At 32.8% G+C, this 15,572-nt stretch carries 14 protein-coding genes and 1 pseudogene; 7 read left to right on the top strand and 8 right to left on the bottom strand.

The window, feature by feature from the left end; genetic code table 11:
• Positions 1–51 precede the first annotated feature (51 nt).
• On the top strand, positions 52–1,191 hold the full coding sequence (locus GM3709_RS16450) for a CO2 hydration protein (protein WP_066121308.1): 1,140 nt from the start codon (positions 52–54) through the stop codon (positions 1,189–1,191).
• A 193-nt stretch (positions 1,192–1,384) separates the two neighbouring features.
• A complete protein-coding gene (locus GM3709_RS16455) occupies positions 1,385–2,593 on the top strand; it encodes a glycosyltransferase (protein ID WP_082713027.1) in 1,209 nt (402 codons plus the stop codon).
• A 122-nt stretch (positions 2,594–2,715) separates the two neighbouring features.
• On the opposite strand, the gene GM3709_RS16460 is transcribed toward GM3709_RS16455, so the two are convergent.
• Positions 2,716–3,162: a GNAT family N-acetyltransferase gene (locus GM3709_RS16460; RefSeq protein WP_066121310.1), complete on the bottom strand. Its 447-nt coding sequence runs from the start codon at positions 3,160–3,162 to the stop codon at positions 2,716–2,718.
• A gap of 238 nt (positions 3,163–3,400) precedes the next feature.
• On the opposite strand from GM3709_RS16460, the gene GM3709_RS16465 reads away from it, so the two are divergent.
• A complete protein-coding gene (locus GM3709_RS16465; RefSeq protein ID WP_066121312.1) occupies positions 3,401–4,315 on the top strand; it encodes an alpha/beta fold hydrolase in 915 nt (304 codons plus the stop codon).
• A 16-nt stretch (positions 4,316–4,331) separates the two neighbouring features.
• Here GM3709_RS16465 and GM3709_RS16470 read toward each other — a convergent pair whose 3' ends face one another.
• Together GM3709_RS16470 and trxA are read right to left on the bottom strand one after the other, a co-directional pair.
• On the bottom strand, positions 4,332–5,501 hold the full coding sequence (locus tag GM3709_RS16470) for an LL-diaminopimelate aminotransferase (RefSeq protein ID WP_066121314.1): 1,170 nt from the start codon (positions 5,499–5,501) through the stop codon (positions 4,332–4,334).
• Positions 5,502–5,545: 44 nt separating this feature from the next.
• Positions 5,546–5,869, bottom strand: a complete 324-nt coding sequence (gene trxA / locus GM3709_RS16475) for a thioredoxin (RefSeq protein ID WP_066121316.1) — start codon at positions 5,867–5,869, stop codon at positions 5,546–5,548.
• A gap of 127 nt (positions 5,870–5,996) precedes the next feature.
• Between trxA and GM3709_RS16480 the strand changes: the two are divergent.
• A pseudogene (locus GM3709_RS16480) lies at positions 5,997–6,290 on the top strand (Uma2 family endonuclease); the annotation flags it as partial.
• Between the two features lie 25 nt (positions 6,291–6,315).
• On the opposite strand, the gene GM3709_RS16485 reads toward GM3709_RS16480, so the two are convergent.
• Positions 6,316–6,999, bottom strand: a complete 684-nt coding sequence (locus GM3709_RS16485; protein WP_066121320.1) for an ABC transporter ATP-binding protein — start codon at positions 6,997–6,999, stop codon at positions 6,316–6,318.
• Positions 7,000–7,062: 63 nt separating this feature from the next.
• Between GM3709_RS16485 and GM3709_RS16490 the strand changes: the two genes are divergently transcribed.
• The gene (locus GM3709_RS16490; protein ID WP_082713028.1) at positions 7,063–8,037 is read left to right on the top strand and encodes a Sll0314/Alr1548 family TPR repeat-containing protein; all 975 of its coding nucleotides are present in this window, start codon (positions 7,063–7,065) and stop codon (positions 8,035–8,037) included.
• Between the two features lie 47 nt (positions 8,038–8,084).
• Here GM3709_RS16490 and GM3709_RS16495 read toward each other — a convergent pair whose 3' ends face one another.
• On the bottom strand, positions 8,085–8,606 hold the full coding sequence (locus GM3709_RS16495; protein ID WP_066121322.1) for an adenine phosphoribosyltransferase: 522 nt from the start codon (positions 8,604–8,606) through the stop codon (positions 8,085–8,087).
• 297 nt (positions 8,607–8,903) lie between these two features.
• Here GM3709_RS16495 and GM3709_RS16500 point away from each other — a divergent pair, with 297 nt between their 5' ends.
• The gene (locus GM3709_RS16500; RefSeq protein ID WP_066121324.1) at positions 8,904–9,545 is read left to right on the top strand and encodes a DUF3038 domain-containing protein; all 642 of its coding nucleotides are present in this window, start codon (positions 8,904–8,906) and stop codon (positions 9,543–9,545) included.
• Between the two features lie 38 nt (positions 9,546–9,583).
• On the opposite strand, the gene radC is transcribed toward GM3709_RS16500, so the two are convergent.
• Complete coding sequence (radC, locus tag GM3709_RS16505) at positions 9,584–10,309, bottom strand: DNA repair protein RadC (RefSeq protein WP_066121326.1); 726 nt, start codon at positions 10,307–10,309, stop codon at positions 9,584–9,586.
• Positions 10,310–10,501: 192 nt separating this feature from the next.
• Here radC and GM3709_RS16510 point away from each other — a divergent pair, with 192 nt between their 5' ends.
• Entirely contained in the window at positions 10,502–12,655 is a 2,154-nt protein-coding gene (locus tag GM3709_RS16510) for a WD40 repeat domain-containing protein (protein WP_066121327.1), read from the top strand.
• Here GM3709_RS16510 and GM3709_RS16515 read toward each other — a convergent pair.
• Complete coding sequence (locus tag GM3709_RS16515; protein ID WP_066121329.1) at positions 12,639–14,801, bottom strand: PhoX family phosphatase; 2,163 nt, start codon at positions 14,799–14,801, stop codon at positions 12,639–12,641. The two genes, GM3709_RS16510 and GM3709_RS16515, sit on opposite strands and share 17 nt — an antisense overlap.
• A gap of 320 nt (positions 14,802–15,121) precedes the next feature.
• Entirely contained in the window at positions 15,122–15,361 is a 240-nt protein-coding gene (locus tag GM3709_RS16520) for a hypothetical protein (protein ID WP_066121332.1), read from the bottom strand.
• Positions 15,362–15,572: the final 211 nt, after the last annotated feature.

Consider the following 15,572-nt stretch of genomic DNA (forward strand, 5'->3'; position numbering starts at 1 on the left):
AAATCAATTTTAAATTATAAATTATCATTAAATTATTAACTATTAATCATTATGGTAAATATTTCTCTTGAAGCCTCAAAACATCCTTTAGCTGAATATATTCATCGTTTGGAATCAGGAAAGAGTCTGTTAACAGATACTCCCCAAAATGTAATAGAAGTGGTAGGTATTTTAAAGTCTTATGGTGTTGTTTTGGATGCCTATTCCAATAACTTGAATTATATTGCTGAACATCAATTTTTAGTTTTATTTCCCTTCTTTAAATATTTTGATGGTAAAATTTCGCCAGATAAACTTTTACGGCATTGGTGGCACGATCGAATTAATTTTGAGTATGCAGAATATTGTATGCGCGCAATGTTATGGCATGGGGGCGGTAAGTTAGATGAATATGTGGATAGTTCAGAGTTTTCGATCGCCACAAAGAAAGCTATTACAGCGAAATTAAAAGGAAACTTAATTATAGGCACGTTAAATAAGTTATTTCCCGAATTTTTGCCCGAACAAATTAAAATGTTAGCTTATTACTCCGCATTAGGTCAATTTTGGCGGATTATGAGTGATATTTTTATAAGTCTTTCCGATAAATATGACAACGGTGAGATAAACTCGATCGAAGAAATAGTAAAACATATCTTAGATGGCTTAGTAGCAGATGCCAATAAACCCATTACTTACGCCGTAGAGATTAATGGCAAAATCCATGAATTAATTCCTCATAGTGCGGGGTTAACCTTCCTTATGGATACAGCAGTACCTTATGTTGAAGCCGTTTTCTTTCGTGGTACTCCGTTTTTGGGTACAGTATCATTTAATGCTCAAGAATATCAAATACCATTTGATCAATCCTTGTTTACCTATGGTGCATTATACGCTGATCCGTTACCCGTTGGTAGTGCTGGTATTCCTCCCACTCTTTTAATGCAAGATATGCGTCATTTTATCCCCGAATATTTACACCAAATTTATCGTCAAAGTTTGCGAGAAGAAGATGATTTATTAGTAAAAATTTGTATCAGTTTTCAAAAATCTATGTACTGCGTAACAACCGCCGCTTTACAAGGATTAGCACCTTATCCCCTAAATACCGATAATACTGAGGAAAAACAAGCCAATCGTAAATATTTAGAACAATGGATGAATCGTTTTACCACTTCTCGTATTTTAGAGGTAAATGAAATAAGTAAATAAAAAAATATGTTAATTAAGTTAACACAAGATATATAGATAAAAGCAAGGTATTAGTGATTAGGTAATAGATAATAGCTGACAGTTGATAGCTAATAGCTACCTAAATCAAAGATTTTTGCGTCAAACTTAGATATAAATAGTTTGAAATAATTTATTTTTAAATTCATAATTATTAATAGTTGATTGATGAAAAATGACTCAAGATAGCAATATTTCTCTTTCCATAATTGTTAAAAATGAGGCAAAAAATTTACCTGATTGTCTCAAAAGTATCCAAAATTTTGTTCATGAAATTATTTTAATAGATACTGGTTCAACAGATAACACAAAAGATATTGCGAAAAATTTTGGAGCAAAAGTATATGATTATTCATGGCAGGATGATTTTGCTGAAGCTAGAAATTATGGGTTAAAATTTGTCAATACAGAATGGGTTTTAGTTTTAGATGCTGATGAAGTTTTAAGTCCTTCTATTATCCCTTATATTCAAGAAGTAATAAAAAAAGAAGATACTCTGGTAGTGAATCTTATCAGGGAAGAAATAGGCGCACTTTCTTCTCCTTTTTCTCAACTATCTCGTCTATTTCGTCGCCATCCTGACATCAAATTTTCTCGCCCTTATCATGCGTTGATTGATGATGCGGTTTTAGCCTTACAAAAAAAAGAAACTTATTGGAAAATTATTGACTTGCCTGATGTTGCTATTCAACATTATGGTTATCAGCCAGAAATTATTGCCTCCCAAAATAAAACACAACGTGCTTTAAAAGCAATGGAATCTTATTTGAGTAAAAATCCTCATGATGCTTATGTGTGCAGTAAATTGGGTGCTTTATATATTGACATGGGAAATGTCAAAAAAGGTCTAAAATTGCTTAAGACGGGCTTAAAATCTAATTTAGGCGATACTCCAACGTTATTTGAACTGCACTATCATCTTGCTAATGCTTTTGTTGAAGAAAAACAATGGGAAACGGCAGTGAAACATTATCAAAAATCGATCGAGTTACCAATTTTAGGTAAACTAAAGTTAGGTGCTTATCTTAATTTTGGTAGTCTTTGTTATCAAAGAAAAGATTATGATAATGCCTTAAAATTATATCAAGCCTGTGTTGCGATCGAGCCTAATTTTGCTTTAGCCTATTATAATCTAGGTTTAACTTATCGTGCAATGGGACGTAATTTTAAAGCTATTGAAGCATATCAAAACGCTATTAAACTAAATTCTGATTATCCTTGGTCATATCAAAATTTAGGAGTATTATTACTTAAGCAAGGAGAAATGGAAGATAGTGTTAAAGCCTTTCAAGAAGCCTATAATTTGCATAAAATCCAAAATCCTATGATAGCTAAACAACTTCAACAAGAGTTAGTCAATATGGGAATAAACTTAATTGATTAGTTTTATGGTGCTTTTCCCATGAATAAATCACATTTTTATCTCTCGCAAAGTCGCAAAGAAGAATGCAAAGTTGGCTTTAAAGAAATGAAAACTGTTTTAAAATATAAAAATAATTTCTAAAATTAATAAAACTTATCCGCACGTTGATGAAGAATACCAACTTCTATAAAATTATTTCCCGTGGGAATATATCCGTTTTTTTGATAAAATTCGAGGCTTTCTTGTCGTGAGTGAAGGTAAAAATGGTTAATTCCTAAATCATAAAAAACTCTTTCAATTTTGTTTAGTAATAAACTGCCAATACCTTTTTCTTGATAGTCAGGTATTACTAACATTTGCTTAATTTTTACTTTGTTATTTTCCTGAATGCCCAAGACACAACCAACTATTTTATTATCATCATAAGCCATTATATGATGAGCAATTCGATCGAGGTTCAAATCTTCAGGAGTAAATTCAATGCCTAAAGGAGTGCGAAGATATTTTTGTCTTATTTCTTTGGCTTGATAATATTCTGTTGATCCAAAGTTGAAGGATTTTATTAGTATGTGATTAGGTAAAATAGACATTAAAAAAAGGTGTTAGGTTTTAGATAATAGGTTTTAGGTGAAATTAAAACTCCTAGTTTATAAAAACGGCATTTTTGAAATGGTTAAGACTATATAAATTAAAGTTTCCTAGGTGTGGTGTGCCTTTGGCATCGATTATTTTCTAGTAATTTATCATAACTACTGTAGAAGAGCCAATATTATAAACTTATTTCATTGTCAATTTTCAATAAATATTTAAACTAAAAATATCTTAAAAATGAGCGATAAATTACTATCTTTAGAATGTAGTAAAAATATTGGCAATCAACGAGATTGGATTTGGAGAGGTTGGCGCATTCGTTATACTTTTCAACGAGTAGCGGTAGAAAATCAATCAAATGATATACCTATTATACTTTTACACGGTTTTGGTGCATCTTTAAACCATTGGCGATATAATATTCCTGTTTTAAGTCAATATCATACAGTGTATGCTCTTGATTTACTAGGTTTTGGCACATCGAAAAAAGCCTATACGGATTATGGTATAGAATTGTGGTCAAAATTAGTCTATGATTTTTGGCATACTTTTATTACTAAACCTTGTATAATCATTGGTAATTCGATCGGATCATTAATTGCTTTAAATACTGTTGCTCAATATCCTATCATCACAAAAGAATTAGTAATGTTGAGTTTACCTGATATTTACTCAAGACAAAAAATTCAACCTTTTATTGAAAAATTAGAAAACCTAGTCGCTTCACCTCTACTTATTCGTCTAATTTTTTATTTAGCACGTCAACCTAGTTTTATTCGTCGTTGCTTAAAAGTTGCCTATATTGATCATACTAATATCAATGATGAATTAGTTAATTTTATCACTAATGCAACTCTCGATCGAGGTTCTGCTCGTGCTTTAATAGCTTTAAGTAAATCTGTTAAAAAGTTTCCTTTTTCTGCGGAAGAATTACTCAAACAAATTGATATTCCTATTTTATTACTTTGGGGTAAACTCGATCGACTTATTCCTCCCAATTATGCTCAAAAATTAGCACAAGTAAACCCAAAAATAGAACTAAAATTGTTAGATAATTTGGGACATTGTATTCATGATGAATCACCTAAATTATTTCATAAAATATTTTTTGATTGGCGAAGAAAATTAATTAATACTAATTGTGAAAGCTGATTTTTAACATACACATTTATTGATTTAAAAACATAGCTATTTTTTTTACTGCTTCGTGTAAAATTTCTGGTGATTTCACTAACGCAAATCTCACATAACCCTCACCACTTTCACCAAAACCAGCACCTGGCGACAAAGCAACTCCATTACTTTTTACTAATTCTACACAAAATTTAATAGAGTCTTTTTGCCATTTTTCTGGTAATTTTGCCCATACATATAAAGTCGCTTCCGGTGTCGGTACATTCCAACCAATTTTATTTAATTCTTCTATTAAAAAATTTCTCCTTTGTTGATAAATTGTGACAGTTTCTTTTACACATTCTTGAGAAGAAGTTAACGCCGTCATCGCACCGTTTAAAATTCCCTTATATTGGTTAAAATCAACTACTGATTTAATTTGTTTTAAAGCAGTAATTAACTGTTTATTTCCAATAGCAAAACCAATTCTAAAACCTCCCATATTATAAGATTTAGAGAAAGTAAAAAACTCGATCGAGATTTCTTTATTTCTATCAGCTTGTAAAATTGAAGGTGGTTTATTATCACTAAAAACTATATCCATATAAGGAAAATCATGGACTAAAATGATATTATTATCTTGACAAAATTGAAATGCAGATTCAAAAAAAGATAAAGAAGCCATGGCACTTGTCGGATTATGAGGATAACTTAAAATCATCATTTTTGATTTAACTAAAACCTCTGGAGGAATCTCATTGAATTGAGGTAAAAAATTATTTTCTGCTAATAATGGCATTCCATAAATTTGTCCTCCGGCAAGATAAATTCCCCCAGCATGAGAAGGATAACCCGGATCTAATAATAAAGCATAATCACCTTGATTAATAATAGCTAAAGGTAAATGAGCAGTGCCTTCTTGACAACCAATTAAAGGTAAAACTTCTGTGTGATAATCAACAAAAATACCAAATCTTTTCTCATACCAATTAGCCACAACTTTTCTAAATTCGACTGTACCACCATGTAATAAATAACCGTGATTTTCTGGATTATTAAGAGATTTTTCGATCGTATTTATAATATGTTTTGATGTAGATATGTCAGATGAACCTAAAGACAAATCAATAATTTTTTTTCCCTGAGAAATCGCTTCTGTTTTCGCCTTATCCATATCAGCAAAAACATTTTTTTCTAAGGGTTTTATTCTTTCTGAAAATTGCATATATATAGTGAATAGTGATTTGTTAATTGTTAATTGTTAATTAATTAAAGGTTTTTTTCAATAAATTCTTTTAATTTTTCCTTGGTAATAGAGCCGTCATTTTTACTAATCATTTTTCCCTGTTTAAATAATATTAAAACTGGTATTCCTTTTACGTCATAAGTAGCTACAGTTTCAGGACTAGCATCTACTTCTAGTTTAACTACTTTCAAGCGATCGCTGTAATTTTCAGCTACCCAGTTTATAGAAGGTGACACAAGACGACAAGGGCCACACCATGAAGCCCAAAAATACGCTAAAACCGTTTGATTTTCTTTAATAACTTCCTTTTCAAACTGAGAATCGTTAATTTCAATCACTTTACTCATTTTTACTAATTCCTTATAAAATTTTTATTAATAGTAGTTCTCGATATAATGCAAAATGAGAACATTTATTATCTTACAATAAACTTAGCAAAGAGCATCGGTGGTAAACGCCACTCTTAGTAATCCAAATCCAGATGTGGCTTGGGTATCTTTGGAAAAATGGAAAAAATTAAGCGAAAAAGAAATTGAATTAAGATCAAAAAGCGATCGCACAGCGCCACTTCGTGATCAACTCAAACCCTTACAAGAGAAAATGCAGGAGTATTTAGAATCAGAATTACAACTAGGATGGTTAATTAATCCACAAGATAAAACCGTTGAAATTTATCGCCAAAATCAAGCTGTAGAAATAGTCAAAATCCCTGTTAATTTATCGGGAGAAAACTTATTACCAAACTTAATAATTTACATCGATTATTAACCTCTATCAAGTTCTAAAAATTGGGTTATAAAAACTTTTCCTTAGAAATTTTTTGTTTTTCTTTCACATAAAAAACATCAGGATTTACCGCCTCTATTTTTCCTCCTTCAATACGCCAACAATTATCAGCAATATCAACTAAATCACTCGCATCATGAGTAACGACTAATAATGTCCAATGTTGTTTTAACCTTGATAATAAATTAACTAATTGTTCTTTCATTAACCAGTCTAATCCCGCCGTTGGTTCATCTAACAGTAAAATATTAGGTTGACGAATTAATTGCACTGCTAAAGATAATCGTCTTTGTTGTCCTCCACTAAGGGCGTGGGGAGGAGTATCATAACTAAGATGATCTAATCCTACCTCTGTTAAAGCATCCTTAACACGAATAGCACTTAACTCTGGATGTCCTAATCTCAATTCTTCTAATATGTTTCCACCGCAAAAATGACGCTCAGGAAATTGAAATACAATACCGCTTAGTTGTTGTAATTCTTCTGATGCTAATTCTTGCGTATTCCATAAAATTTCTCCAGTAGTCTTTTCTGCTAATCCTGCTAAAATTTCCAAAAGTGTAGTTTTACCTGAACCACTTGTACCAACAATAAGTCCTAGTTTTTGAGATGGTAAAGTCAGGGTAATATTTTCAATAATGGGATGAATAGTTGCCGGTGGATGATAGGTAACGTTTTTTAAGTAAAGCATGAAAAATTTAGGTTAAAATCAGAAATTAAGTAATTTGACTATGGCTCAAAAATTTTGATAAGTATGGATTTTTCTTTTTGCATTCTTAAAGGTAATGGTGATCAACTTCAGCTCAATTTTAACCTTAAAAATTCTTATTTTTGGGCAAAATTGTCTTCTACCACTTTATTATCCATATTTTCTCTAATTTGCTTTTCTACCGCTAGTTTTGCTGGTGATCCTTTTCGTACTACTAATCCTCGTAATATTAGTACTCAAACAGAATCTGCTTTTAAAGCATTGTTTGAAGATGGTAACTATCCTCAAGCTAAAGTTTATCTCAACGAAGCAAAAAATTCTTCAGAAGATGATCCTCTTTTACCTGCTTTAAGGGCTTCTTTAGCTTATACTGAACAAGATTGGGAGATAATGGAAACCTATACAGCCGAAACTCTTAAGGTAGCAAAATTGATCGCATCAAAAGACCCTCTCCGTAGTAATCTATATTTAGCGGTGGGTAATTTTTTAGATGGTGCGAATGAATACCGTAAAAAGGGTGGTTTAGCGGCTCTGAGCAAGTTACAATTAGTTTTTGATTATTTTGATAAGGCGGAAAGGATAGATAAAAATGATCCCGAATTAAATTTAATTAAGGGTTATTTAAACTTAATGTTAGCTGTAAATTTACCTTTTTCTAGCCCTCAACAAGCTATTGATAATTTACAAGCCTATGCTTCTCCTCAATATCTAGTTAATCGTGGTATTGCCCTTGCTTATCGAGATTTAAAAGACTATGATTTAGCTTTAACTTTTGTAAATAAAGCGATCGAAAGTACCCCTTTAAATCCCGAATTATACTATTTGAAAGGACAAATTTTAAGACAAAAAGGACAAAAAGAAAATAGTGTTACTCTTTTACAAGAAGCGGTAAAAAATTTTGATATTGCTTTAGCTAAAGTTAATCAGTTGCCCCAAGAAGGTGTTAAAAAACCTTTAGAAAGAGAAAAACGTAAAACCCTTGAAAAAATAGCAGAATTAGGTACTTCTTCTCAAAACTAATGAAATAGTCTAAGTCTAATGAGTAAACCTAAATACCAAGTCACCTTTTAACCATATTTAACCAATGTCACCATTGGTACATCTGGCAATTTATTCCTTCCTTGTAATCCTTCAAGTTCCACAATAAATCCACAAGCCACAATATCACAACCAATTTTGGTTAATAAATCTGCTGTGGCTTTAGCCGTACCTCCTGTAGCGATAACATCATCAATAATCATCACTTTTGCCCCGGTAGTCAACGCATCTTGATGAATTTCTAATATATCTGTTCCGTATTCTAAATCATACTCGATCGAGTGGACTTGAGCTGGTAATTTGCCTTTTTTTCGCACCGGCACAAAACCGGCAGAAAGACTATAAGCTAAAGAGGGAGCAAAAATAAACCCCCTTGATTCGATACCAATAATATAATCTGGTATGGTATCTAGTTTTTGAGTTTCTGTGGCTAATCGATCGATAACATACTTTAAACCTTCAGGGTTGCGTAGTAAAGTAGTTATATCCCGAAAGATGATACCGGGTTGGGGAAAATCGGGTATATCTCGAATAAGTGCTTTTAAATCCATAAAATTATTTATACTTACTTAACAATAGTTAATCCTAAAAGATACTCAAAAAGAATCTAAAATTCAATGTTGAATCCATTATTTTAACAATAGACTCTTTAACTCTCATTATTTTAGAGTTTTCGATCAAATAAAATCTAGGTTTTTGGTTTTCACAATGAATTGTATAATAGGTTATAGTTTTAACTTAAACTGATTTTTTAGTGAAATTGAACTATTTTGTTCTGATTTCATCATTAACCATGAGAGTTAGTTAGTAATTTTCAATTCTCAATTCCCATTTTTAATTATTTCCCGATGACTCAATCTGCTTCTTTAATGACTGAATCTAACTCTGAACTAATTACCGAAGATAAATCACAACCTGCTATTTTACAGCAACTACCAGATTTTCCCTTACCCGCTACTGGGGGAATGATGAAACTACAACAACATCTTGATTTATTGTTACTAGCCTTAGAAGCCTTACAGTTAGGAGGTTCAGAATATATGTTAGCAACAGCAACAGAATTGGGTTTAAATAAGATTATTAAAAATCGTATTATTTTATGGCGTTTGCGTTGTACCAACCCTTGGCGTAAATGTTATACCAGAGAATCTTTGACGATAACTCAAGCTAAAACAATGGTATTTATCACTTCTGAATGTGCTAAAAAATTTACCATCCCTCTACGACAACTTTTAGTAGCCGTGCAACAGATGAAAGATAAGAATATGCCTTTAGAAAACAACTTTCGTCTTTCTGAATATTTTACAAGATTTCAGTCTCATTTTATTAGTCGTATGAATCCTCGTAGGGCAAAAGTATCTGTTTATATATCTTCTCCAGAGCAATTAAATGAATTAGCCTTATCTTTATTGGAGGAGTTGTTATTTTGTACAGGAGTAAAGGGTAAAGAGAGATTTTGGGTGAGTCTTTTTGACGGAGAAGTCAAATAATAGATTGAGATGCTTCTTGGTTTGACAAATAAATTGTTTTATTGTGGATATTGTTCCCAAAGAGTGCAATTTTGACGAATACTGCGATAATCTCCATTACCAATAATTAAATGATCTAAGATGGGAATACCAACTATTTTAGAACATTGTAAAAGTTGTTCTGTGAGAGTTAAATCTTCTACAGAAGGCTCAAGATTTCCCGAAGGATGGTTATGAGCGATAATAATATTCGTTGCAGATTGCCTAATAGATTCACGAAAAAGTTCTCTAGGATGGATAAGAGTTTCTGTTGCAATACCGATCGTAATAACCTGAGTACTGATTAAAGCATTTTTAGTATCTAATAATAGAACAGCAAAACGTTCTTGACATTGCCACATCAATTCATGACTAAAAGCGGCAGCGGCGGCATTGGGACTATCAATAATTGCTTTAGCAGAAGGGCGAAATTGAAAAGTACGTTTTCCTAATTCTACCCCAGCAAGAATTGTTGTTGCTTTAGCCGGCCCGACTCCTGAAATGCCCATTAGTTCCGATGGTGAAACTTCACGCAATACATCAAGAGGATCTCGTTTATTTTCGCTAAGTTGATTGAGGATATATTGAGCTAATCCTACGGCAGATAATTTACCTTTTCCTTGCCCTGTACCCAATAAAATAGCAATTAATTCCGCAGAACTTAGATTTTTAGCTCCTAACTCTAATAATCTTTCTCTAGGACGTTCACTTAAAGGTAAATCTGCAATTCTGAGATTATAAACCATCGTTTTATTACAAAAAACAATATTTTTAGTTATTGTAAATCTTTTGACTACAAATTTAAAAAATAATTTATAAAGATACTCGATCGAGAGTCAAAACTACAAATATATAGATAGACTGAATTGTAACTAATCATTCACTCTATTCTTTTTTGATTTATAATTAATGTTGCTAACCCCATTGGATCAAATTTCATGGATGCAGACAAGTTAAAGAAACTAGAAGAAAAATTATATAATGATACCCCTTTAATTGGCGATCGTATTAGGCAACAAGCGGCCAAAGAATTAGTACAAGACAGAAGTCTTCAAGCCATAGAATCTTTAACTAAAGCCCTTATTTTCAGTACAGATAAAAACTTTCAGAATATTGTCTTAGGTGCATTACGTCAAATCAAGATTCAAGAAAAGGAGTTAATTGATATAGTCTGTAAAGTGTGGGCAGAAAGTAGAGATGTTGAATTAGGAAAAATTTTAAAATTAAAAGCATGGGTAGCTTCAAAACCACTAACATTAAGACTTCTTACCGCTCTCAATCTCGGTTGGCAAGGAATTATTGAGGAACAAAAAAAAGAAATTGTTGCCCCTTTATTGTCTTTTTTTAATGATCAAGATAGCTTTATTCAACAAACCGCTAAACAATGGTGTGGAAATTTTACCGATCCTGAGATACAAGAAGAAGTATGTCGTCTAGCCAGTGAAGAAAATAACCCTTTAGCCTTAGAAGTTGCTACTCGTTGCCATTATCTTCCCACAGAACCATCCCAAGGAGCCTTATTCTGTTACTTTACTCAACAATGGGATCAATACCAAGAAGTTGACCCAGAATATAAGTTATTAGAAGATATTTATTACAATGCCCCGGAAGAATTAAAAAACCGTATTGATGATCATGGTAAAATTTACAAGCGCTTAGAATGGGTATGGATGATTTTAGGAGGTAAGGAAGGCCGTAGAATTTCTGACATTAGCTTAAATCAATGGCAAACGATTATTGATGTATTAGCCAATGGGAAACATTGGGAAACGATCTGGTCTTTAGTTTCTCACACTCCTATAATTTTAATCAAACCGATTCTGAAACGATTAGAAAATAATCGTTGGTTGCCCAAAGATCCAGATCAAAAAGTTAAATTCGCAGAATTTACTAAAATAGTTAAAACAGTTAAAACTAAAACTCCTCCTCAAGGTAAATTAGTTCGTTGTATTCATACCCTCGAAGGACATACTCAAGGTATAGAGTCGATCGAGATTACCCCTGATAGTCAAATTCTGATCAGTGCCGGAGATGATCTTATTCGTCTTTGGGATGTCAACACGGGAAAATTAATAAACACCTTAAAAGGACATTTAAAAGGGGTTACAAGCCTTTGTTTAAGTGGAGACGGTTCAACCTTAGCCAGTGGTAGCCGTGACAAAACTATTTCCGTGTGGCGTTTACCTGATGGTAATTTATTAGCTAATTTGTCAGCAAATGTGGCTTCTGTATGGTCTTTAGCTATGACAGAATCGGCTAACATGATTGCTAGTGCTAGTTATCAAGAAATTCGTCTTTGGCAGTATCCTCCCGGTAGATTATACAAAAACTTAAGAGGTCATCAACGGGAAGTTGAGAAAGTAGTGATAAGTAAAGATGGTACTTTATTAGTTTCAGCAGGAGGTAAAAACGATAATACCGTTAGAGTTTGGTCATTACCGAATGGAGATCATGAATGTACTTTTAACGGACATCAAGACGGCATTTGGGATATGGCTATCACCCCTGATAATCACACTTTAGTTACCGCCAGTCAAGATCATACTGTTAAATTATGGTCACTTTCTGACAATACGGAAATAACGACTTTAGAAGATCATCAAGGAAAAGTTTGGTGTTTAGGTATCACTCCTGACGGTAATACTTTAGTGACGGGTAGTGACGATCGAACTGCTAAAATTTGGTCTATATCAACTCGTAAATTAAACCATACCCTAACAGGTCATCAAGGTGCGATATTTTGTTTAACCATTAGTGAAGATGGACAATTATTAGCTACCGGTAGTAAAGATCATACTGTGAGACTTTGGAGTATCAAAAAAGGAGAAAATGTTGGTATTTTGACAGGGCATAAAGATAGTATTACCACATTAAAAATGACTCCTGATGGGCAAACTTTAGTGACAGGAAGTCTCGATCGTACTTTAAAATTATGGCGTTGGGATTTAACCCGTCTATGTCAAATACCAATTGTCGCTATTACTCCAGAAGATAAACAATGGATCAAAAATGCTCTAGAAAGTGATGTGATTACCCTAGAGGAAAAGCACTGGTTAACCTTAATCGATAAAGTTCTTAACTTAGAATCTTAGTCATGGTAATAGCCACTAAAGAAGGTTTCGGAGGTTGATTCCGTTGTAAAATAGGCCAGTTTGAACCTTGAGGAATTGTCCTTTTTTGCTTAAATTCTTCACCATTGGTCGTTAAAATAGAAATTTCAGCACTTATCTCCTGCATATCCTTTCTTATACCCTTTCTCTCTCCCGGATGTTGAATCGCTAAAAAGAGGGTTTGTTGATCTTTTGTGAAAGATATACCACAGGCTTCCGCTTCCATGGGAGTTATGCCAAAGGGATAGGCTTTTCCTGCATTTTCTCCTGATAACGGTATATACCAAATAGAGTTATTGCCTAATACGCCTGTTCTATAAGCATTATTCTCAACTTTGGGGGGTTGATTTTGTATGGGCATATCTGTTACCACCCATAAGTCACCATTAGCGTCAAATTCGAGGTTATCGGGGTTAGCGAAGCCCATTCCCCCCATTGCAGGTTCACCTCCCACACCCAAAATTTCCCAACTAAATGTCATAGCGTCAGGTTTATTATCCGTTTCCTTAAGACGCATTAAACAACCATATTGATACATTTTACCTTGTCGATCGCTAAAAACTCGTTTATCGGGACTGCCTTCACTTCCTGCTACTCCTGCGGTATAGGCAATAACTAAAGATTGATCGATCGGACTCAATTCTACATCTTCAGGACGTGCGCCACAAGTACCCCCCACCACATTGGCGGCATAATGAGCATCAATTAAGATAATGCCTTGTATTTCTTCTTGGGTTTTACCTATATATAAGTCTCCTAACTTCTTATATTTTGTAGCAAAATCATCTAATTCTGCCTGATTATTAACGGCAATATATGAACCTTTTTTCCTGTCAGGGTTAGGAATGGTTAGCAATCCTCCTTCTAAATTTTGCAAGGGAATAGGATTTATCGGGGTATTAGGTTGTAACGGTATCCATTCTCCTTTTCCATCTGCCGACATTTTGGCAACGTATAACATCCCCTCTTGCAGTAGGTTGGAGTTTTTCTTATCCGTAGGATTAACTATTTTTCCCTTTGAGACAAATTTATATAGGTGTCCTCCAGTTCGATCGCATCCAGAGTAAAATACTAGGGGTTGATTTTTTTCCACTCGAATGGCAACGGCTTCATGACGAAAACGACCTAACCAAGTGTGTTTTGTGCCATAATCATCAGGATTAGTCGGATCAATTTCTACCATCCAACCGTATTTATTTCCTGCCAAACCGAATGGATTACCTTGTCCATTCAAACCAGATACAGGGTTAAATTTAGGTGGTAAAGAAGTACCATCTGCCATGATACCTTCAGGGACATAACTTTGAAAATTTTCTTCTGCACTAAAAACTGTACCCCAAGGAGAAGTTCCCCCGGCACAATTGGCAAAAGTACCAATAATTTTATCTTCGAGTTCATCGATATAGCCTAATCCTTCCGTTTTCTTAAAAATAGAGGTTGCCGCCCCCGTTGAGGATAAGTAGCGGTTATCTTTCCAACCAGAAATGCCTGTAATACGTCGATCGTTTTTACTATAAGTACGTTGCCATTTTCCATTATCATCTTTTTTAACAGAAATTATGCCTACACCTTGATCTATTAATAATTCAGCAAAAAATTCTTGAAATTTTAGTTTTGTGGGGTTATCTTCAGGAAGGGCAAAAATGTTTAAAGCCTGTCGATTTTTATTCGCTTCTGTTAAGGTATTTAATACGTCTTTTGAAAGAGACTTATTAATAACAATTTCGTAGGATTGTAACCAAGGAGTTGGACTTATATATTCAAAATTTACCGTCAAATAACCTTCATCGGGGCTAGTTTCAATAAAAGAAACATAGTCATTATTATAACCGAAGCGAGAATCTCCTACTCGATCGCCCCAAGAAGCAATTACATCATACTGAAAACCTTCTGGTAAGATCAAATCATCTTCAACTTTATAACTTTGATATGTTTGTTTTTGTTGTTGATTATCAAGATTATTAATTTCCAAAGGAATAGGATATTTAATAGGTTGAAAATTACTAAAAGAAAGATTATTAGTAGTTGATGTTTGTGCTTGTAAGTTTGTTTTGAATATCGAACCACAAGCAGTAGTAGCGACACCAACGCCTAAAAATGTTAAAAATTCTCTACGATTAAAACTCATGATGCTCGATCGATTTAAAATAAACTTTAGTATAAAAAAGTTATCAATATTTTAATCTATTTGAGGATAAATGTTCATGAATTTTCTTAAATTTAAAATAATCTTTTCTTAAACTATTTTTAACTTCAAAATATCTTAATTAATTTTGCTTATTTATTGATAAAAAGAGACTTTTTATTTTGATATTTCTCCTAATATAGCAGTCCTATTATATGAGTTGTGAGAAATGATAGTGATAATTAATTTTCAGCCATGAGGATTAAATAATTAAACTATATCAAAAATTATCAAAGTATTTCAGAAATACTACAGTTATCAATCTAACAATAAAATTCACTCTTATCTAAAATAATTTCACCATAACCTGGTACCCAACTTACCCAAATACCAGGATATTTTTCACATAATAATAATGCTTCTTCTTGACTATAATCACTGGGAGATTGATTTAATTTTACCCATGAGTCTCGATTATAAGTAATATGACAAACAGGATTCCAATTTTTGGTGGAGGAATTTTCCAATTCTAATGTTGGCATGGGTGCAAATTTAACTACCATAGCTTTTCTCCATAAAAATAATATAAGTATGAAATCAATTATCCTGTTGGAATTCCACAAAAAATAATTAGTTTCTGTATATTATGATACGAAATTGTTGGTTGTTTATGGAGCAATGTTATCAAAAATTAACATTTAGAGAGATAAATTTTACTTACAATAAGAATATCTCTCTTTTGTCAAACTCCGAAAACACTTAAAATTTATAAAT

The sequence above is a fragment of the Geminocystis sp. NIES-3709 genome (assembly GCF_001548115.1).
GTDB lineage: Bacteria > Cyanobacteriota > Cyanobacteriia > Cyanobacteriales > Cyanobacteriaceae > Geminocystis.